This window comes from Nonomuraea mangrovi (genome assembly GCF_042681425.1).
Classification (GTDB): Bacteria; Actinomycetota; Actinomycetes; order Streptosporangiales; family Streptosporangiaceae; genus Nonomuraea; species Nonomuraea mangrovi.
This window is the reverse complement of record NZ_JBHUFV010000015.1, coordinates 45,573-65,046: the sequence shown is the minus strand read 5'-3', so window position 1 is coordinate 65,046 and position 19,474 is coordinate 45,573. Positions and strand designations below refer to the sequence as shown.

The 19,474-nt window shown below is 70.8% G+C and carries 17 protein-coding genes; 4 read left to right on the top strand and 13 right to left on the bottom strand.

The window, feature by feature from the left end; translation table 11 throughout:
- Nucleotides 1-223: 223 nt before the first annotated feature.
- From ACFSKW_RS07820 to ACFSKW_RS07805, 4 genes are read right to left on the bottom strand one after another with little or no spacing between them, the layout of a single operon-like run.
- The gene (locus ACFSKW_RS07820; RefSeq protein WP_379570655.1) at nt 224-3,241 is read right to left on the bottom strand and encodes an alpha-mannosidase; all 3,018 of its coding nucleotides are present in this window, start codon (nt 3,239-3,241) and stop codon (nt 224-226) included.
- A 27-nt stretch (nt 3,242-3,268) separates the two neighbouring features.
- Nucleotides 3,269-4,135: a carbohydrate ABC transporter permease gene (locus ACFSKW_RS07815; protein WP_379570653.1), complete on the bottom strand. Its 867-nt coding sequence runs from the start codon at nt 4,133-4,135 to the stop codon at nt 3,269-3,271.
- Between the two features lies 1 nt (nt 4,136).
- Nucleotides 4,137-5,009 (bottom strand): carbohydrate ABC transporter permease, encoded by an 873-nt coding sequence (locus tag ACFSKW_RS07810; RefSeq protein WP_379570651.1) that lies wholly within the window; start codon nt 5,007-5,009, stop codon nt 4,137-4,139.
- Nucleotides 5,009-6,286 carry an ABC transporter substrate-binding protein gene (locus ACFSKW_RS07805; RefSeq protein ID WP_379570649.1) on the bottom strand — a complete coding sequence of 426 codons (1,278 nt, stop codon included), beginning with the start codon at nt 6,284-6,286 and terminating at the stop codon, nt 5,009-5,011. Before ACFSKW_RS07805 ends, ACFSKW_RS07810 begins: the two co-directional genes overlap by 1 nt.
- Before the next feature lie 100 nt (nt 6,287-6,386).
- On the opposite strand from ACFSKW_RS07805, the gene ACFSKW_RS07800 reads away from it, so the two are divergent.
- From ACFSKW_RS07800 to ACFSKW_RS07785, 4 genes are all read left to right on the top strand, one after another.
- A complete protein-coding gene (locus ACFSKW_RS07800; protein WP_379570647.1) occupies nt 6,387-7,415 on the top strand; it encodes a LacI family DNA-binding transcriptional regulator in 1,029 nt (342 codons plus the stop codon).
- Between the two features lie 55 nt (nt 7,416-7,470).
- The gene (locus ACFSKW_RS07795) at nt 7,471-8,682 is read left to right on the top strand and encodes a glycoside hydrolase 5 family protein (protein ID WP_379570645.1); all 1,212 of its coding nucleotides are present in this window, start codon (nt 7,471-7,473) and stop codon (nt 8,680-8,682) included.
- Between the two features lie 14 nt (nt 8,683-8,696).
- Complete coding sequence (locus ACFSKW_RS07790) at nt 8,697-11,198, top strand: endo-beta-N-acetylglucosaminidase (protein ID WP_379570643.1); 2,502 nt, start codon at nt 8,697-8,699, stop codon at nt 11,196-11,198.
- A 306-nt stretch (nt 11,199-11,504) separates the two neighbouring features.
- A complete protein-coding gene (locus tag ACFSKW_RS07785) occupies nt 11,505-12,197 on the top strand; it encodes a DUF429 domain-containing protein (RefSeq protein ID WP_379570641.1) in 693 nt (230 codons plus the stop codon).
- 91 nt (nt 12,198-12,288) lie between these two features.
- Here ACFSKW_RS07785 and tsaD read toward each other — a convergent pair whose 3' ends face one another.
- The 9 genes from tsaD to alr all read right to left on the bottom strand — a co-directional run bounded on the left by tsaD (nt 12,289) and on the right by alr (nt 19,463).
- Entirely contained in the window at nt 12,289-13,320 is a 1,032-nt protein-coding gene (gene tsaD / locus ACFSKW_RS07780; protein WP_379570639.1) for a tRNA (adenosine(37)-N6)-threonylcarbamoyltransferase complex transferase subunit TsaD, read from the bottom strand.
- A complete protein-coding gene (gene rimI, locus ACFSKW_RS07775) occupies nt 13,313-13,747 on the bottom strand; it encodes a ribosomal protein S18-alanine N-acetyltransferase (RefSeq protein WP_379571505.1) in 435 nt (144 codons plus the stop codon). The genes tsaD and rimI overlap by 8 nt, the downstream gene beginning before the upstream one ends.
- Before the next feature lie 11 nt (nt 13,748-13,758).
- The gene (tsaB, locus tag ACFSKW_RS07770; protein ID WP_379570637.1) at nt 13,759-14,406 is read right to left on the bottom strand and encodes a tRNA (adenosine(37)-N6)-threonylcarbamoyltransferase complex dimerization subunit type 1 TsaB; all 648 of its coding nucleotides are present in this window, start codon (nt 14,404-14,406) and stop codon (nt 13,759-13,761) included.
- Nucleotides 14,407-14,485: 79 nt separating this feature from the next.
- The gene (locus tag ACFSKW_RS07765; protein WP_379570635.1) at nt 14,486-15,415 is read right to left on the bottom strand and encodes an aminoglycoside phosphotransferase family protein; all 930 of its coding nucleotides are present in this window, start codon (nt 15,413-15,415) and stop codon (nt 14,486-14,488) included.
- Between the two features lie 36 nt (nt 15,416-15,451).
- Nucleotides 15,452-16,003, bottom strand: a complete 552-nt coding sequence (locus tag ACFSKW_RS07760) for a class F sortase (RefSeq protein ID WP_379570633.1) — start codon at nt 16,001-16,003, stop codon at nt 15,452-15,454.
- A gap of 3 nt (nt 16,004-16,006) precedes the next feature.
- Nucleotides 16,007-16,711: a hypothetical protein gene (locus tag ACFSKW_RS07755; RefSeq protein WP_379570631.1), complete on the bottom strand. Its 705-nt coding sequence runs from the start codon at nt 16,709-16,711 to the stop codon at nt 16,007-16,009.
- A 111-nt stretch (nt 16,712-16,822) separates the two neighbouring features.
- A complete protein-coding gene (gene tsaE / locus ACFSKW_RS07750) occupies nt 16,823-17,278 on the bottom strand; it encodes a tRNA (adenosine(37)-N6)-threonylcarbamoyltransferase complex ATPase subunit type 1 TsaE (RefSeq protein ID WP_379570629.1) in 456 nt (151 codons plus the stop codon).
- Entirely contained in the window at nt 17,275-18,324 is a 1,050-nt protein-coding gene (locus ACFSKW_RS07745; protein ID WP_379570627.1) for an alpha/beta fold hydrolase, read from the bottom strand. The genes tsaE and ACFSKW_RS07745 overlap by 4 nt, the downstream gene beginning before the upstream one ends.
- Entirely contained in the window at nt 18,321-19,463 is a 1,143-nt protein-coding gene (alr, locus tag ACFSKW_RS07740) for an alanine racemase (protein ID WP_379570625.1), read from the bottom strand. Before alr ends, ACFSKW_RS07745 begins: the two co-directional genes overlap by 4 nt.
- Nucleotides 19,464-19,474 lie beyond the last annotated feature (11 nt).

Genomic DNA, 19,474 nt, shown 5'->3' with positions numbered 1-19,474 from the left:
ACGCCGAACCCGAGAGGAAGACGGGTCCGGCGTTCGCGTTTTCCGACCTACCAGGCCACCGGTCTACCAGGCCACCGGGCGGGGATGGAACGCGATGATCCCAGGAACCGCAGGCCGCGCTCGCGCGGACCTCCCAGGACACCCGGGTCGCGATCGTGCGGACCTTTCCGGGAGTCCTGTCGACCAGGGGCCGCGGGGTTCGAGGGCCCCGCGGCCCGTCGCGTTACGGTCGCCGGCTCAGCCGCAGGGTGACCAGTTCGAAGGGCCGCAGCGACAGGGACACCGCGTCCCCCTCGTGCCGACGTTCGGCGATGGGCCGCTCCAGCAGGTCAGTCGCCGCGACGCCGCTGATCGGGAAGCCCGCCGTCAGGGTCGCCCTGGCCCTGCCGCCGTGTGCCTCGTGGAAGCGCACGATCACGTCTCCGCTCTCGTCGTCGGCCAGCTTGACGGCCGTCACGACCACCGCCTCGTTGTCGATCGTGACCAGTGGCGCGACCTCGGCATCACCGGGGACGGCGCGCTCGGGCAGGTTGATGAAATAGCCCTCGCGGACCGCGTCGCCGATCGTCGCCCCCGGCACGAGCGCGTGACGGAAGCGGTGCACGCCCTGGTCGGTCTCGGGGTCGGGGAAGCGGGGGGCGCGGAGCAGGGAGGCCCTGAGCGTGGTGGTGGTCCCCGCGTCGGTGGCGCGAACCGTGCGGGTCACGTCGTGACCGTAGGTGGAGTCGTTGACCAAGGCCACGCCCCAGCCGGGCTCCTCCAGGTGCACGAAGCGGTGGTTGCACGCCTCGAACTTGGCGGCCTCCCAGCTCGTGTTGGTGTGGGTGGCCCGGTAGGCGTGGCCGTACTGGCTCTCCGAGGCGTAGCGCTCGGCGTGCACGTCCAGCGGGAAGGCCAGCTTGAGGAACTTCTCGGTCTCGTGCCAGTCGACCTCGGTTCTGATGTCGAGCCGCCCGGCGCCCGGTGGCAGGCTCAGCACCTGGGTGACCTTCGAGCGGCCGAACGAGCGGACCACGCGGACCGAGCCCGGCTCCTCGCCGGGTGCCACCTCGTCGGCGGCGACCAGGTCGGTGCCCGTGTTGCGGTAGAACTCGTCCACGTCCCAGGCGTCCCACATGTTGGGGAAGTCGGGGTGGATCTGCAGCAGGTTGGCCGCCTGGCCAGGCGCGACCGCCTCCCGCCCGGCGGTCAGGTCGTACACCGATCTGACGAGGCCGTGCCCGTCGATCTCGACGCGGAGCAGGCCGTTCTCGAGCTCGTATCCGCCCTCGTCACGGGGGCGGCGGACGACGGCGTCCTCGGTGTGGGCGGCGGAGGCGCCGCCCGCCGGGACACCGTGGCGGGCGTGCGGGGCGGCGTTGAAGACGAGAGTGGTGCCTGCCGAGGGATCGCCGGCGAGGGCGTGCTGGGCAGCGTCGATGATGCCGCCGAGCTCGTCGGCCACGGCCGCGTAGGTCTTCTCCGCCTCGCGGTGCACCCAGGCGATCGACGATCCGGGCAGGATGTCGTGGAACTGGTGGAGCAGCACCGTCTTCCAGATGCGGTCGAGCCGCTCGTGGGGGTAGGGATGTCCGGTCCTGACGGCGGCGGTCGCGGCCCACAGTTCGGCCTCGCGCAGCAGCGACTCGCTGCGCCGGTTGCCCTGCTTGGTCTTGGCCTGGCTGGTGAGCGTGGCGCGGTGCAGTTCGAGGTAGAGCTCGCCGACCCAGACGGGCGGGTTGGGGTATTCGGCCTCGGCCTTGGCGAAGAACTCGGCGGGCGTCTCCCACGTGACGGTGGCCGAGCCTTCCAGGTCGCGCATCCTGGCCGCCTTGGCGACCATCTCGCGGGTGGTGCCGCCACCTCCGTCTCCCCAGCCGGTGGGGGCGAGGGAGTGCCGGGCGATGCCCTTGTCCTTGAAGTTGCGCGCCGCGTGGGCGATCTCGCTGCCCTTCATCGAGCAGTTGTAGGTGTCGACGGGCGGGAAGTGGGTGAAGATCCGGGTGCCGTCGATGCCCTCCCAGAGGAAGGTGTGGTGCGGGAACCTGTTGGTCTGGCTCCACGAGATCTTCTGGGTGAGCAGCCGCTTCGATCCCGCGGCCTTGATGATCTGGGGCAGTCCTGCCGCGAAGCCGAACGTGTCGGGCAGCCACACCTCGTCGTTCTCGATGCCGAACTCGTCCAGGAAGAACCGCTTGCCGTGCACGAACTGCCGGGCCATCGCCTCCGAACCCGGCATGTTGGTGTCGGACTCCACCCACATGCCGCCCGTGGGAACGAACCGCCCCGTGGCCACGGCCTTGGTCACCCTGGCCCACACCTCGGGCCTGTGCTCCTTCACCCAGGCCCACTGCTGCGCCTGCGACATGGCGAAGACGAAGGCGGGCTCGTCCTCCAGCAGCGCGGTCATGTTGGACGTCGTGCGGGCCACCTTGCGGACCGTCTCGCGCAGCGGCCAGAGCCAGGCGGAGTCGATGTGCGCGTGACCGACGGCGCTGATCCGGTGCGCGGACGGCTGCGCGGGCGTGGACAGGACACCGGCGAGCCGTTCGCGCGCGGCGGCCGCGGTGCCGTTCACATCCTGCAGGTCGACCGCGTCGAGCGCCCGCTCCACGGCGCGCATGATCTCCCAGCGGCGGGCTCCGTCGACCGGCAGCTCCCGCATCAGCTCGCCGAGCACCTCCAGGTCGATCACCAGCTGCCACACCGTCTCGTCGAAGACGGCCAGGTCCATGCGGGCCAGCCGGTACTGCGGCGCGGTGCCCGCCGTCTCCTTGTCGCCGAGCGTGGTCGGCAGGAAGGGGTGGTAGTCGAGGATGACGGGGTTGGAGGCCGCCTCGATGTGCAGCCGCACCTCTTCGCCGCCCTCGACAGGCGCGCCCACGCGGATCCACTGGTTACGCGGGTTGAGCCCCTTCACGGGGGTGCCGTCAGGGCGGTAGACGAGACCTTCGCACTGGAAGCCGGGCATGTTCTCGTCGAATCCGAGATCGAGGATGGCCTCGACGTTCCTGCCCGCCCACGCGGCCGGCACCGTGCCGCTGACGGTGAACCAGCTGGTGCCCCACGGAGCGCCCCACTGGTCGCCGACCGCGATGGGCTCGGGTACGGCCGACAGTCCCTCGGCGACAGGGACCGGCTCGCCGGGCGCGTGCCAGACCGCCACCTCGAGCGGCACCGACTCCGGGTACACGGCCGGGCGGATGCGCTCGTCGAGGACGCGCTTGAGGCGGGCTTCGACCAGCTCGCGGTCGTCATGCATGGGGGAACTCCCTGGTGGTGTGAGCCGTCACCCCTTGATCGCGCCTTCCTCGACGCCCCTGAAGAAGAACCGCTGGAGCGAGGCGAACACGATCACGATCGGCACGAAGGAGATCATCGTGCCGGCCGCGATGAGCCGGGGGTTGGCGCTGAACGTGCCGTTGAGGTACTGCAGGCCGACGGTGAGGGTGTAGTTGTCGGGGTTGGTCAGGACGATGAGCGGCCACAGGAAATCATCCCAGGCGCCGATGAAGGCGAAAATGATGACGACGCTGAGCATGCCGCGCACGTTGGGCAGGCCGATGTGGCGTAGCCGTTCCCAGGCGGTCGCGCCGTCGATGATGGCGGCCTCGTCCATCTCGGGCGGGATCGCCTGGAAGGCGGTCCGCATCAGCAGCACGTTGAGCATGCCGATGGCGCCGGGCAGCGCCACGCCGAGGAGGGTGTCGGCCAGGCCGAGGCTGCGGATGGTGACGTACTGGGAGATGATCGTCACCTCGCCTGGCAGCACGAGCGTGGCCAGGAAGAGTCCCAGCAGCAGTTTCGCGCCCCGGAAGCGGAGCTTGGCCAGGGCGTAGCCGGCGATGGTGGCGCCGACGGCGTTGCCCGTGATCACGATCGCGGCCACGATGAGCGAGTTGACGGCATAGGACCAGACGGGGATGGTCTCGGCGACCTGGGCGTAGTTGTCGAGCGTGGGGTGCTCGGGCAGGAAGCTCGGCGTCTGGGTGTAGATGTCCTCGTCCAGGCTTTTCAGCGAGGTGGAGAGCTGCCACAGGAACGGGGAGACGGTGAGGGCCAGCACGAGCAGGAGCAGCGCGTAACGCAGGACCTTCTCACCGGTGGTGATCGTGTTGAAGCCGCTGTGCCGTCCTGGCCTGGCGTGTGCCGCCACCTCAGGCCGCCTTCCTGTTGAGCCGCAGGAGCAGAAGCATCGGGCCGATGGTGATGAGGAGCAGGACGATGCTGAGCGCCGAGGCGTAGCCGAGGTGGCCGGTGAAGCCGCGGCTGTAGAGCTGGATGAGCATCACCACCGACATGTCCCGCCCTCCGGGCCCGCCCGTGCCGTTGGACAGCACGTACAGCTCGGAGAACACTCGCAGCGCGGAGACCGAGACGAGCACGGAGACCAGGAGCATCGTGTTGCGCACGCCGGGCACGGTCACGCTCCAGAACCGGCGTGCCGCCCCCGCACCGTCGACAGCGGCGGCCTCGTGGAGCTCCCGCCTGACGTTCCCGAGAGCCGAAAGGTAGATGATCATGTAGTAGCCGAGGCCCTTCCAGACGGTCAGGCTGATCGCGCTGAACAGCAGGAGCCAGCGGTCGGTCAGGAACGGGACCGGCTCGGTGACGACGCCGAGCCACTGCGCGAAGCCGTTCACCAGGCCTCTGTCGTCCAGCACCCAGCCCCAGATCAGCGCGACCACCACGGCGGAGGCGACCACGGGAGTGTAGAAGGCGGTCCGGAAGAACATGATGCCCGGCAGCTTCTTCTCCACCAGGACCGCGATCAGCAGCGGCAGCATGGTGAGCAACGGCAGGCAGACCAGCATGAACACGACGCTGTTGAGCAGCGCGTCGGCCAGCTGGTCGTCGTCCAGCACCCGCGCGAAGTTGTCCAGGCCGGTGAAGCGCCCGCCGCCCAGCGGTTTGGCGTTGGTGAACGCCAGGACCACCGTGTTGATCGATGGCCAGACGTTGAACACGAACAGCCAGACCGCGGCGGGCGCCACCAGCAGCCAAGGAGTGAACCAGCGTCGATGGGTCATCAGTTCTTGAGGAGCTCGTCGCATTTGGCGGCGGCCGCGTCGAGGGCCTCCTTGGAGGAGATCTCACCGCTGATCGCGAGCGCGAACTGCTGCCTGATGAACTTGCTCATCGCCTCGGTGACCTCGACCGGCTGGAGCATCTTGGCCTGCGCCAGCGAGGCGAACGCGATGACCTTGGCGTCGCCGGCGTTGGTGCCGTCGCTCTTGCTGAAGAACGGGTCGTTCGCCGAGGCCTTGGTGCTCGGGAAGATGCTCACCAGGTGGGCGAAGGCGGCCTGGTTCTCCGGGCTGGTCACCCAGCGGGCAAGGGCGATGGCCGCGGGCGCGTTCTTGGTCTGCTTGGACACCGACAGCCCCTGCACGTACAGCGGCGGCGTACCCATCGCGGTCGACGGCACCACCTTGGGCGCCAGCGACGGGTTGTCGGTGGCCAGGCTGGTGATGTAGTTGCCGCCGGCCGTCGTCCAGGCCGCCGTCTTCTCGTTGAAGAGCTTGGCGTTGCCCGCGTAGGTGTCGGTCAGCACGTCGCGCGGCAGCAGGCCCTCCTTGAACGCGTCGCGGTACTTGTCGAGCAGCGCGGCGGCCTCCGGGGTGTTGAAGGTGAAGCTCTTGCCGTCGTCGGCCATGAGCTTCACTCCGGCGTTGGCCAGGTCGCCCAGCTCGGGCCTGCGGCTCATCAGGTAGACCTTGCCGCCGGACTTCTCCTTGACGGTCCTGGCCTGGGCGACGAGTTCGTCGAAGGTGGCCGGCGGCTTCTTCGCGTCCAGGCCGTACTTGGTCATCAGCTCGGAGTTCCAGTAGTTGACGTCCGTGTTGAGGTACCACGGGTAGCCGTAGACGCCCTGGAATCCGGCGTAGGAGTAGGCGGCGATGCCTCCGGCGACGTACTCGTCGGACAGCTTCTGGTCGGCCTGGGAGACGTCGAGCAGCAGGCCCTGCTTCACCAGCGGGAGCGCGAAGTCCGGCGGCAGGTTGGTCACGTCGGGCAGGGTGCCGCCGGCGGCCTGGCTCAGCACCTTGTCGGAGTAGCCGTCGCCCGGCTGGTCGAGCCACTCGACCTCGACGCCCGGGTACTTCTTCTCGAAGGCGTCGATGACGCCCTGCACGTAGTCGGTGAACTTGGGCTTCAGCGCCCACGTCTGCAGGCTGACCTTGCCCTTCACCTCTCCGGTGGCGTTCGCGCTCGGCGCCGCCGCCTGAGGCTCCTGCTCGCCCAGCCCGCAGCCCCCGGCTACCATCGTGGCCACCACGGCCAGCCCTGCCCAGTACCTTCGCATGACGCTCTCCTTCGGGCACTAAACCGCTCTAGTTGCGGGACTATCCCCCCGGCTAGACTTCCGTGTCAATAGATGAGATGAACTCGTGAAGGAGACAGTCGTGGGCCGACCGACCATCGCCGACATCGCCGAGCGGGTCGGGGTGTCCAAGGGCGCGGTGTCGTTCGCGCTCAACGGGCGTCCAGGGGTCGGCGAGGCGACGCGGGCCCGCATCCTCCAGGTGGCCAAGGAGATGAACTGGCGTCCGCACAGCGCCGCCAGGGCCCTGGGCGGCGCCAGGGCGGAGGCGGTCGGCCTGGTGATCGCCAGGCCCGCCAGCACGCTGGGCGTGGAGCCGTTCTTCGCCCAGCTCCTGTCCGGCCTGCAGGCCGGACTGTCGGCGCAGTCGGTGGCGATGCACCTGCTGATCGTCGAGGACGTGGCGGCCGAGATCGAGGTCTATCGCGACTGGGCCTCCGCGCACAGGGTCGACGGGTTCATCGTGGTCGACCTCAAGGTGAGCGACCCCAGGATCGAGGTGCTCGAGGAACTCGGCGTGCCCACCGTGGTGCTGGGCGGCCCAGGACGGCACGGCTCCCTGTCCAGCGTCTGGGCCGACGACAGGGAGGCGATGCTGTCGGTCGTCGAGTACCTCGCGGCGCTCGGCCACCGGCGCGTCGCACACGTCGCGGGGCTGCCGGCGTTCCGGCACACCCAGCGCCGTATGCGGGCGCTGCGCGACTCCACCCGGCGGCTCGAACTGGTCGACGCGGTGTCGCTGGCGACCGACTTCAGCGACTCGGAGGGCGCGGCGGCGACCAGGGCGCTGCTGTCCCGCGGCAGCAGGCCGACCGCCATCATCTACGACAGCGACGTGATGGCCCTCGCGGGCCTGGGCGTGGCGGGCGAGATGGGCGTACGGGTGCCGGACGAGCTGTCGATCGTGGCCTTCGACGACTCGGTGCTCACCCGGATCGCGCACCCCGCCATCACCGCGCTCTCGCGCGACACCTTCGCGCTGGGCGGCCAGGTGGCCGAGGCCATGCTGGCGTTGATCGCCGCCCCCGAGGCGAGACAGGACCTCAAGACCGCCACCCCGCGCCTGGTCGTCAGGCGGAGCACGGCGGCGCCCGGGGCTTGGCACGGGTGACTAAAGCGGTTTAGGGTCCGGTGAGATCGACTCACCGCTCGGAGGACGCGTGCCCGTGCCCCACCCCATCCGTTTCGGCGCCAACTACGTGCCTTCGGCAGGCTGGTTCTACAGCTGGCTGGACCCCTCGCCGGACGCCGCCCGCCGCGACTTCGAGGACCTCGCAGGGATCGGGCTCGACCACGTCCGCGTGTTCCCGATCTGGCCGTGGATCCAGCCCAACCGCACGCTGATCAGGCAGCGCGGCATCGACGACCTGCTCGAGCTGATCGACGTCGCCGCCGAGTTCGAGCTGTCCGTGGCCGTGGACCTGCTCCAAGGGCACCTGTCCAGCTTCGACTTCCTGCCGTCCTGGGTGCTCACCTGGCACGAGCGCAGCCTCTTCACCGACCCGGCCGTCCGCGACGGCATCGCGGCCTACGCCGACCGGCTCACCCGGGCCGTGGCGAGCCGCGACAACGTGTTCGCCGTGACGCTCGGCAACGAGGTCAACAACCTCTACCCCGCCAACCCGACCACGCCGGAGGCGTCCGCCCGCTGGGCCGCCGAGCTGATCGACGCCGTCCGCGCGGCCGCGCCGCACCTGCTGACCCTGCACTCGCTGTACGACGCCACGTGGTACGACCCCGACCACCCGTTCCACCCCGCCGACAACGTGGACCTGGGCGACGTGACGACGGTCCACTCGTGGGTGTTCAACGGCGTCTCCGCCATCGACGGCCCGCTCGGCCCCGCCACCGTCACCCACGCCGACTACCTGGTCGAACTCGCCGCCGCCACCTCGCTCGACCCGGCCCGTCCTGTGTGGCTGCAGGAGGTCGGCGCGCCCAGGCCCGACATCCCCGAGGGCCACGCCTCCGCGTTCGTCCGCGGGATGCTCGACGCGGTCACCGCGAACCCCGCGCTGTGGGGCGTCACCTGGTGGTGCTCCCACGACCTCGACCGCGCGCTGGCCGACTTCCCCGACCGCGAGTACGACCTCGGGCTGTTCACCGTCGACCACCGGCCCAAGCCCGCGGCCCTGGAGCTGGCGGCCGTCATCAAGGAGCGGCGCCGTACCGCCGCGGACAGGCCGGCGCTGGTGTGCGACGTGGACCTGCGGTCCGCGCCCGAGCGCAGAGCCGAGGTCGCGCCCGGCAGCGCCTTCCACACCGAGTGGGTACGGCTGCGCCGGTCGGGACCGCTGGCCATCGTCACCGCCGACCGCGCCGCCGACACCGGCTATCTCACAGCTCGGGGGATCAACACCGTCCTGGCCCAGGCCTGAGAGAAGGAGATCAGATGCGACGGACGTTATTACCCCTGCTGTGCGGGGTCCTCGCCGCGACCGCCCTGGTCACGCATCCCGCACAAGCCGACCCCTCGCCGGCCGTATCGCCCTCGGCCGACTCCACGGTCCGCCCCGCACCCGGCGAGTCCGCGCCCGCGGACCCCGCGCCGCCCGCGCGCAGGCGGGCCGCCGCCGGAAGCGGCGACCAGCCGTACGCCTCCTACTGGCATCCGAACACCATCCTCGACTGGAACCCGGCGACCGACCCCGACGCCCGGTTCAACCGCTCCCGCGTGCCGCTGCGCCCCCGCGTCTCCGACCCGGCGCTGAAGGCGAACGCGAACGCCCGCGCCGGCGAAGGCCGCGTCGCCTCGCTGGTGTCGTTCGCCCCCACCTCGGGCAACCCCTCCCAGGGCGCGCTCGACCCCAACTACTACGCCTTCACCCACTGGCAGTACGTCGACACCCTGGTGTTCTGGGGCGGCTCGGCCGGCGAGGGCCTCATCCTCGCCCCCAACGCCACCGTGATCGACGCCGCCCACCGCAACGGCGTCAAGGTCTACGGCACCGTCTTCTTCCCGCCCACCGCGTACGGCGGCCAGATCCAGTGGGTGCGCGACTTCGTCACGAAGTCCGGATCCACCTACCCGGTCGCCGACAAGCTCGTCCAGGTCGCCCAGCACTACGGCTTCGACGGCTGGTTCATCAACCAGGAGACCGCCGGCGGTGACGCCGCCCTGGCGACGGAGCTGCGGTCCCTGATGAAGTACGCCAGGGCCAAGGGCCCGGTCGAGTTCATGTGGTACGACGCCATGACCGAGAGCGGCTCGGTGTCCTGGCAGGACGCGCTCACCACCGCCAACGACGCCTTCCTGTCCGATCCCGCCAGGGTGTCCGACTCGATGTTCCTCGACTTCGGCTGGACCTCGGCCAAGCTGAACTCCTCACGCGACCTGGCCCGATCACTCGGCCGTGACGAGCACGAGCTGTACTCCGGCATCGACACCGAGGCCAACGGCTACAACACCGGAGTGCCGTGGGACGCGGTCTTCCCCGCAGGGCAGCCGCACGTCACCTCGCTGGGCATCTACCGCCCCGAATGGACGTGGAAGTCCTCGACGGGGCCCGCCGACTTCCGCGCCAAGGACTCGCGCTTCTGGGTGGGCGCCAACGCCGACCCGTCCAACACCTCGACGTCCTCGGCGTGGAAGGGCCTGGCCACCTACATCGCGGAGTCGACCCCGGTCACCGCGAAGCCGTTCGTGACCGGCTTCAACACCGGGCACGGCGACTTCTACAACGTCGGCGGCACCCGCGTGCGCGACGGCGGCTGGAACAACCTGTCGGTCCAGGACGTGCCGCCCACCTACCAGTGGATCGTGTCGTCCACCGGCAGCAAGCTGACCCCCTCCATCGACTACGGCGACGCCTACGAGGGCGGTTCGTCGCTCCGCCTCACCGGACGCCTCGACGCGGCCAACACGGTGCGGCTCTACCAGACCCGCCTGCCGGTGGCCGCCGACACCAAGCTCTCCGTCGTGGTCAAGACCCCCGCCGCGGGCGCCACCAACCTGAAGGCCGCTGTCGCGTTCACCGACTCGCCGACCAGCTTCACCACGATCGACCTCGGCGCGACCGGCGGCACCGGCTGGGAGCGCAGGACCCTCGACCTGTCCGCCTACGCGGGCAGGACGATCGCGCAGCTCGGCCTGCAGGCCGCCGGCACCGCCGACTCCTACGACATCAGGGTGGGCCAGCTGGCCGTCTACGACGGCGCGGTCGACAGCGTCGCCGCCCCGACGGGGATGACCGTGCTCGGCGTCACCGACGTGTCGGCCACCCGCAAGTCGCTCCGCCTGTCCTGGACGGGCGCGGGACAGGCCCACCACTACGACGTCTACCGCCGCAACCCCGACGGCACCCGCGCCTACCTGGGCGCCACCCCGAACGACGCCTACTTCGTGCCGCGGCTCGACCGGAGCGGCACCGAGTCCGCCACGACGATCGAGGTGGAGGCGGTCGGCGCCGAGTACGGCCGCTCGGCCGCCGCCACGACCACGATCTCCTGGTCCGACACCCCGCCGACCGACACCAACCTCGCCCTCAACCGGCCCGCCACGTCCTCCAGCCAGTGCAACGCGAACGAGGGCCCGGCCAAGGCCGTCAACGGCACCGTGAACGGCGGGAACACCGACAAGTGGTGCGCTCTGGCGGCCACCAAGTGGCTGGAGGTCGACCTCGGCTCCGTCAAGACGCTCACCCGGTTCGTCGTCAAGCACGCCCAGGCGGGCGGGGAGTCACCCAGCTGGAACACCCGTGACTTCACGATCCAGGTGCGCGCCGCGGCGTCCGACGCGTGGACCACGGCGGTGACCGTCACCGGCAACACCGCCGCCACGACCACGCACCCCGTCACGGCCACGGCCCGCTACGCCAGGTTGACGATCACCAAGCCCACCCAGAACGCCGACCCGGCCGCCCGCGTCTACGAGTTCGAGGCCTGGGGCAGCTGAACCGCGGCCCCTCGGGTCCGTATGACCAGGTCGTATCGTCCCTAGGCCCGCACGCTCGGGGAGGCCGCGCCGGCAGTTCGCCGGCCTCCCCGAGCGGTCCGCCGCAGGGCTTTCGTTCGCGCCGTCATCCCGGAGGCCGCCGCACAGGATGATCCTCCTGTGTTCTCCGCGGCAGGGCCGGTCGCGCTCCTCCGGCCGGCGCCTATGGCGGCATTCCCGCCAGCGAGCGGCTCGCCCGTGACCTCGCCGCTCGGCGTGTCGTACGGATCTCCGTACCGCGACTCCGAATCGGTGGACTATGACGTCATGGACCACAGGCGAGTGCTCGGCGTCGACGGATGCAGGCAAGGCTGGATAGGCATCGCCGTCGGCGAGGAGCCCGTGCGCGCGTACTCCGCGGCCCAGATCGTCGAGCTGGTCTCCCTCGCGGCCATGGACGGTGAGCTTGAGGTCGTGGCCATCGACATCCCGATCGGCCTGCCCGATCGCGGGCGGAGGGAGGCCGACGTCCTGGCTCGGCGGGCAGCGGGCGCACGCTGGCCCTCGGTGTTCATGACGCCGACTCGGGCCGCACTGGAGGCCGAGGACTACGTGACAGCGGTCGCGATCAACCAGGAGCTGGCCGGTGAAGGAATCTCCCGGCAGGCGTTCGCTCTGCGGGAGAAACTCCTGCAGGTCGACCGGTGGGTCCGCCAGACGGGTCAGCGTGTCGTCGAGGTCCATCCCGAGGTGTGCTTCGCCCGGTTGGCAGGCGCTCCTCTGCCGGTCCGCAAGACCACCTGGGCAGGCGTGGAGCGCCGACGCGCTCTCCTCGAAGGCGCCGGCATCGTGGTTCCCCGAGACCTAGGCGCCGCCGGCGCGATGGCGGGCGTCGACGACGTCCTCGACGCGGCCGTCGCCGCCTGGACAGCGAGACGCGTCGTCACCGGTCAAGCCGGCTGCATGCCTTGCCCGCCGCAGACCTTCACCGACGGCGTCGCCTGCGCGATCTGGGTTTGACCTGATCGCGCAGGTTCTTGGCGGACCCGACATCGACCGCCGGCCGAATCGGGCGGGATCCCGGAGCCGATGGCCGACCCCAGCCGCTCCCCTACACGTGCACCGTCGTGATCGGGAGCGACGAGTCGGCGGGGATCTCCAGGGACGACGGCGCTATTCCCGCCGCCACCAGGTCGGAGCCCAGCGTCGCCACCATCGCCCCGTTGTCCGTGCACAGCCCGGGACGCGGCACGCGCAGCCGTACCCCGGCCTTGTCGCACCGCTCCTGCGCCAGCGCGCGCAGCCGCGAGTTGGCCGCGACGCCGCCACCGATGAGCAGGTCGTGCACGCCGTACTTCTTGCAGGCCTGGAGCGCCTTGCGCGTCAGCACGTCGACGACCGCCTCCTGGAAGGAGGCCGCGACGTCGGGCACGTGGATCGACTGGCCCGAGGCCTCGCGGGCCTCCACCCAGCGCGCGACCGCGGTCTTGAGCCCCGAGAAGGAGAAGTCGAACGTGCCGTCGTCGATCTTCCCGCGCGGGAAGGCGACCGCCGTGCCCGAACCCTGGACGGCCGCCTTGTCGATGTGCGGCCCGCCGGGGAACGGCAGCCCCAGCACGCGGGCCACCTTGTCGAACGCCTCACCGGCGGCGTCGTCGACGGTGGAGCCGAGCGAGATGACGTCCTCTGACACGTCGGGTACCAGCAGCAGCGAGGAGTGCCCGCCCGAGACCAGGAGCGCGATGCACGGCTTGGGCAGCGGCCCGTGCTCGAGCTGGTCGACGGCGACGTGGGCGGCCAGGTGGTTGACGCCGTAGAGCGGCACTCCGAGGCCGAGCGAGTAGGCCTTGGCCGCGGCGACGCCGACCAGCAGCGCGCCCGCCAGGCCCGGACCGGCGGTGACGGCGATGGCGTCGATGTCGGTGAGCTTCACGCCCGCCGTCGCCAGCGCCGACTCGATGGTCGGCGTCATCGCCTCCAGGTGCGCCCTCGAGGCGACCTCCGGCACCACGCCGCCGAAGCGGGCGTGCTCTTCCATGCTGGAGGCGATGGTGTTGGCCAGCAGCGTGTGCCCCCTGACGATGCCGATGCCGGTCTCGTCGCAGGAGGTCTCGATGCCAAGGACCAGGGGTTCGTCAGCCATCCAGCTTCCTCTTCATCATGATCGCGTCGGTGCCGTCGTCGTAGTACCGGCGGCGCACCCCGATCTCCTCGAATCCGAACCGTTCGTAGACCGACCTGGCTCGCGGGTTGTCGGCGCGCACCTCGAGGAAGATCTCCTGGGCCGCTCGCCGCCGCGCCTCGTCGAGCAGCTCGGTCAGCATGGCGCTGCCGACGCCCTCGCGCTGCCGTTCGGTCAGCACCGCGATGGTCTGCACGTCGGCCTGGTCGGCGGCGACGGCCAGACCCGCGTAGCCGATGATCAGGTCGTCGTCGTCGACGGCGACGACGTAATGCCTGGTGCGCGGCTGGTCGGCCAGCTCGCCGCGCATCATGCCCTCGCTCCACGCGTCGAGGGGGAACGTCGCCCGCTCCAGCGCCATGACCGCGGGCAGGTCCGCCTCGGTCATCCGCCTGAGCTTCACGCCGTCACCTTTTTCGGCGGCTTCGGGATCACCGCGTCGGGCCTGCGCAGGTAGATCGGCCGCGGTTCCTCCATGGGCAGGCCGGCCGCCAGCCGCTCGGCCGCCAGCGCGGCCATGAACCCGCCGTAGGGGTACGGCGGCGCGTCGGACTCGCCGAGGACGGCAGGATAGAGCGCGGCGCCCGCCCCCACGACCGGGAGCGCGCCGGTGCGCGGCACGTCCGCGGGCTTGTCGACGAACGGCCCCTCCAGGCGGGTGCGCGCGTCGGCGTAGCGGGCCCAGAAGACCTCCTTGCGCCGCGCGTCGGTGGCCGCCAGGAACTCGGTCGCAAGCCCGCTGCCGTAGGCCACGGCGTCGAGGCTGCAGATGCCGTACGCGGGCGCGCCGACCGCGGTGGACAGCGCCTGCGCGGTCATCAGGCCCACTCTCAGCCCCGTGTAGGGGCCGGGGCCCGAGCCGGCGACGATCGCGGTGACGTCCCGGAGCGAGGCGCCCGCCTCGTCCAGCACCTTCTCGATCGTGGGAACGAGCAGCTCACCGTGGCGACGGGCGTCGACCACGGTGGATTCGGCGAGCACCCTCGCGCCGTCGTGCAGCGCTGCTGTGACGGCGGGGGTCGCGGTATCAAAGGCCAGGACCAGCACGAATATTTAGCCTAGTGCGTCCCCGGCGGTGCTGCCCGACGCACGGGCGGGCTCGGACCAGCCCGTGGTACGGAAAGCGTCAGTCCCAGCCTGTCCTGTGCCGCAGCCACGCGAGCGCCTCGACGCCCTGGGCCCGCTGGAAGGCCCTGACCGTCGGCAGACCCGGCGGGTCCGGCAGGCGGCCGTGCCGTACGAAGTAGCCCGCCAGCGCGGCGAGCAACACGGTCACGGCGGGGTCGCCGTCGTCGAAGAGGTCCTGCGGTGGCGGCCCGCCCTGCATGCGCACCGACGGCAGCATGCACACCAGATCGATCCACGGGGCGCCGACGGAGGCCCACGGCCAGTCCACGACGTAGACCCGGTCTTCGGTGAGCAGCAGGTTGTCGGCCCTGAGGTCGGCGTGCACGAGCGAGTCGCCCTCGGCCGCCGCCGCCCAGCCCTCCTCCATCGCGGCCAGGGCCTCCAGGTTGCGCAGCGCCCACGGGTCCAGGCCCGTGGTGTCCTCCTGGATGAGCGTCCGCCAGCCGGTGAAACTCTGCTCGTGGACGTCGGCGAAGGTCCGCGCCTCGATCGGCGACGGAGTGAGCGCGGCCGACAGCTCGCCGACCGCGTCGAGCACGCGCCGCAGCTCACCGTCGCGCCACGGCATCGCGGGGTGGCTCCCCTCCACGTCCTCGAAGACCAGCACCACCCAGTCGCCGGTGTCGAACGAGGTCAGCAGCCTCGGCGCGGGCACCTGGCCGGGCAGCGCGGCCGCGATCCTGGCCTCCGCCCGGTAGATCTCGATCGAGGTGGGGTTCGGGGAGGAACCGCAGGCCTTGACGAAGGCGCGCCTGCCGTCGTCCAGCTTCAGCCGTACGGCCGCCGCGGGCGAGAAGCCGCCCGTCTGGGTGACCGCCTCGACCACGCGCCCGCCGAGGAACTCCGCGACCTGCCCGCGCAGCTCGGCCGGAACCTGCTCCCACGGCAGGCGCACCCCCGAGGCGGGCGGGTTCGACTCGTCGCTCATGTCCCCATCATCCACACGCCCGCAAGCGGATATCCCTCAGGCGAGCTTTACCGGCGAGGCGTAGACGATGATGTTGTCCTCGTACTCGTGCCTGGCGTAGTCGAAGTTCCCGCCGCACGTCACGAGCCGCAGCCCCGCCTCGGTGTAGACCCGTTCGGCGGGGAAGCGCTCCTTGTCGACCTGCTCGACCGAGTCGACCTTGTACTCGGCGACCTTCCCGTCGCTGCGGGACACCTTGACGATCTGCCCCTTGCGCAGCTGCCTGAGCTTGTAGAACACCGCGGGCGCCGTCTTCGTGTCGACGTGCCCGATGATCACCGACGCACCGCGCTCGCCGGGCACCGCGCTGTGCTTGAACCAACCCGCGACCTTCGGCTTCTCGTACGGCGGCAGCTCCACCTCGCCGCCCTTGGTCAGCCCGAGCTTCATCAACGGCGCTTCGAGGTCGATGGCGGGAACCTCGATGCTCTCGGGCACGACGGACGAAGGTGTGGCCTCCTCCTGCCGTACCTGCAGGGTCCTGCCGAAGGCGACCAGCACGAGGCCGGTGGCGGCCCCCGCGAGGACCACCCGGGAAAAGCGGGCCATGCGTCAGCCGCGGCGACGCCGCAGCGCCAGACCGACGCCTCCGGCCAGTGCCAGGCCGAGCAGTACCCCTGCGGGCCCGAGCGGGATGCCCGACTCGTCCGCGGCGTCCTTGGCGAAGGTACCGCCGCCGCCCGCGCCGGGAGCCTTGGTGGGCACGACGGTCTTCGTCGACGTCGGCTCGGCGGTCGGACCCGCGGCGACCACCCGCAGCGTGGCCTTGCCGGTGTCGTTGGTGCCGTCGCACTTGACGTTCACGGGGTAGCTGCCGCGCTTGACCGTGCCGGAGATCTGGGCGTCGCCGCGCACCCACGGCACGGGAGCGGGAGTGGCGGTGCCGCTGGGCGTCGCGGTAGGCGTGGGCGGCGGCACGGGGTCGAGCGTGACCGAGGCCAGGAACGCCTTGGACGTGGCGGTGCCGCTGTGCTCGGGGCCGTCGTTCGGCACGGGGCAGTTGGCCAGGATCCACACCGTGGAGGTGTCACCGGCCGTCACCCTGTCGGGGTTGAGCCGCACGTCGATGTTCTGCCGGGTGGTGGTCGCCGTCGCGGTCGCGGTGGCTGTGGAGGTGGCGGTCGTGGTCGCAGTGCCTGACGGCGTGGCCGTATCCGCCGAGGCCGAGCATCCCGCCACACCTAACAGGAGGAAGGCCCCCGCGTACGCGAATCGCCTGACCGTGAGCACCGCCGCACCCCACTTCGCCGTTTTCACCCAGCATCCACCGGATCCGGAGGCTGCACCCCACCTGATACCCAGAAAATCTGGGTGAACCCATGAAGAAATGATCTCAGGCTTGACCGGGCTTTGGCGAAGACGTGACCGTTAGGCGGGATCAGACGGCGTGTCGGCCCACCGCGCGCCGACCCCTCGCAGGGTGACACTGCGCGCGTCGTCACCGCCCGACCTGTCGATGTGGACCTCGAGCCGCTCGTCGGACAGGCCTTCGACGAGCCCCTCGCCCCACTCCACGATCGTCACCGACTCCTCCAGCGAGGCATCGAGGTCGAGGTCGTCGACTTCGAGATCGCCGCCGAGCCGGTAGGCGTCGGCGTGGACGAGCGGAGGCCCGTCGGCGAGGGAGGGGTGGACCCTGGCGATGACGAAGGTGGGCGAGGTGATCGGGCCGCGCACCTTGAGCCCCTCGGCGATGCCCTGCACCAGCGTGGTCTTACCGGCGCCGAGCGGCCCCGACAGGATGATCAGGTCACCGCCCCTCAGCCCGGCGGCCAGCCGTACGCCGAGGGCGCGCATCTCCTCGGCCGTCGCGACGACAGTCACAGCTCCACCCTCTTCACCAGATCACGCAGGGCGTCGTTGACCACGCTCGGCCGTTCGAGCTGGACGAGGTGGGAGGTCTCCGGCACCTCGGTGAGCTGTGCCCTGGGCAGCGCCGCGGCGATCGCCCTGCTGTGCTCGGGCGGCGTCAGCCAGTCCTTCTCACCGACCATGATCGCGGTCGGCACGTCGTCGAGGACGCCGAGCGCGGACAGTTTGTCGTGGTTCATCAGCGCCGGATAGAAGTCCGCGATCACCTCTGTCGGCGTCGAGCGGATCATCGACTCGACGAAGTCGACCAGGGTGGGGCTGACGTTCTTGGAGTCGCCGAACCCGAAGTGGCGCAGCACCAGGAAGGCCACGTCGTTGCCGGCGTGGCGGGTCTTGTCGACCAGCGAGCCGCCCCTGCCCAGCATGGAGACCGTCAGCGGGGCCACCTTGTGCAGGCCCTTGGCCAGCAGGGCGGGCAGGCCGAGGGTGATCTCGGCCAGCTTGCCCGCACTGGTCGAGATCAGGCCCACGCCCTTGATCCTGTCGCCGAACAGCTCAGGATGGCGATCGGCGAGCGCCATGATCGTCATGCCGCCCATCGAGTGGCCGACCAGGACGCACGGCCCCTGCACGAACGTCTCCAGCACCTCGAACAGGTCCTCGCCCAGCCGTTCGATCGAGCTGTCCTGCTTCTCCGTGCGCTGTGACAGGCCGTGGGAGCGCTGGTCCCACAGCACGATCCGGTAGTTCTCCCGCAGGTCGCGACGCTGGTAGTGCCAGGAGTCGAGATTGTGCGTGTAGCCGTGGCAGAACACGATCGTCACAGGCGCGTCGTCGGGACCGTCGATCTCGACGTGCAGCGCCACCTCGTCGGAGGTGGTGAGCGTGCGCTCCCTGCCCCTCAGCTCGCCGAACGGCTCGTTGGCCTCCAGGTCAGGGCGCAGCCTGATCCGGCCGACCGCGTAGCGTTTGGCCAGCGCGGCGGCGGCCAGGCCCGCGGAGGCCGCGCCGACGATCGCGCCCGCGACGCCGACCTTCCTGCGCGTCGTCGTCGTCATGCGCCCGCTCCCTCGTAGACCCTCGGCACCCTGGCGCCCAGCCTGGTCACGATCTCATGCGTGATCGTGCCGAGATTGTCGGCCCATTCCTGGCACGTCGGCTCGCCGCCGTCACCCGGGCCGAACAGGATCACCTCGTCACCGTCGTCCAGCGGGTCGTCGCCCACGTCGATCATGAACTGGTCCATGCACACCCTGCCGACGATCTGCCTGCGCCTGCCACCCGCCATGACCTCGGCCCTGCCCGTCGCGTGCCTGAGGATGCCGTCGGCGTAGCCGAGCGGCACCAGGCCGAGCGTCGACTCGCTCGCGGTGGTGTAGAGATGACCGTAGGAGACGCCCGAGCCCTCCGGCACCCGCTTGGCCAGCGCGACCCGCGCCGCCAGCGTCATCGCCTGCCGCAGGCCGAAGTCGCCCTGCTCGGGGATGGGGCTCAGGCCGTACATCGCGATGCCCGGCCTGACCAGGTCGTAGTGGGTGCGCGGCAGCGACACGATGGCCGCCGAGTTGGCCAGGTGCCTGATCACGTGGGAGCCGGAGACACCCGCCTGCTCGGCCAGCTTCAGCGCCGCCTCGTAGGCGTCGATCTGCAGGTCGATGGAACCGTGTCCAGGGATGTCGGAGCAGGCGAAGTGGGACCAGAGCCCGACGACCTCGATCGCTCCCTCGGCCTGCAGCCGCGCCGCCGCGGCGAGCAGCCCCGGCCACGCGGCCAGGGGCGCGCCGCCCCTGCTCATGCCCGTGTCGGCTTCGAGGTGGGTCTTCGCGGTCCTGCCCGTACGGCGGGCCGCCGCGGCGACCTCCTCCAGGCGGCCCGCGCCGGAGGCCGACAGCTCGATGCCGGCCAGCAGGGCCTCCTCCAGCGGCTCGCCCGGCGTGAGGATCCATGACAGCACCGGCACGGTGATCCCGGCCGCGCGCAGCGCCAGTCCCTCCCTGACGTAGGCGGTGCCGAGCCTGGTGGCCCCGCCCTCGATGACGGCCTTCGAGACGGGCACGAGACCGTGGCCGTAGGCATCGGCCTTGACCGCGCCCATCAGCTCCGCGCCTGGCGCCCGATCCTTGAGCAGCTCGACGTTTCGCCTGATGGCGGCCAGGTCCACCCGCGCCTGCGCGGGCGTGGCCTCACGGAAGCTCATGCCCCCAGTTT

Bases quoted from the DNA above. Each gene is read 5' to 3' on its own strand.
- ACFSKW_RS07820 (WP_379570655.1), bottom strand. From the start codon at position 3,241: ATGCATGACGACCGCGAGCTGGTCGAAGCCCGCCTCAAGCGCGTCCTC.
- ACFSKW_RS07810 (WP_379570651.1), bottom strand. From the start codon at position 5,009: ATGACCCATCGACGCTGGTTCACTCCTTGGCTGCTGGTGGCGCCCGCC.
- ACFSKW_RS07805 (WP_379570649.1), bottom strand. From the start codon at position 6,286: ATGCGAAGGTACTGGGCAGGGCTGGCCGTGGTGGCCACGATGGTAGCC.
- ACFSKW_RS07790 (WP_379570643.1), top strand. From the start codon at position 8,697: ATGCGACGGACGTTATTACCCCTGCTGTGCGGGGTCCTCGCCGCGACC.
- ACFSKW_RS07785 (WP_379570641.1), top strand. From the start codon at position 11,505: ATGGACCACAGGCGAGTGCTCGGCGTCGACGGATGCAGGCAAGGCTGG.
- tsaD (WP_379570639.1), bottom strand. From the start codon at position 13,320: ATGGCTGACGAACCCCTGGTCCTTGGCATCGAGACCTCCTGCGACGAG.
- rimI (WP_379571505.1), bottom strand. From the start codon at position 13,747: ATGACCGAGGCGGACCTGCCCGCGGTCATGGCGCTGGAGCGGGCGACG.
- ACFSKW_RS07765 (WP_379570635.1), bottom strand. From the start codon at position 15,415: ATGAGCGACGAGTCGAACCCGCCCGCCTCGGGGGTGCGCCTGCCGTGG.
- ACFSKW_RS07760 (WP_379570633.1), bottom strand. From the start codon at position 16,003: ATGGCCCGCTTTTCCCGGGTGGTCCTCGCGGGGGCCGCCACCGGCCTC.
- ACFSKW_RS07745 (WP_379570627.1), bottom strand. From the start codon at position 18,324: ATGACGACGACGACGCGCAGGAAGGTCGGCGTCGCGGGCGCGATCGTC.
- alr (WP_379570625.1), bottom strand. From the start codon at position 19,463: ATGAGCTTCCGTGAGGCCACGCCCGCGCAGGCGCGGGTGGACCTGGCC.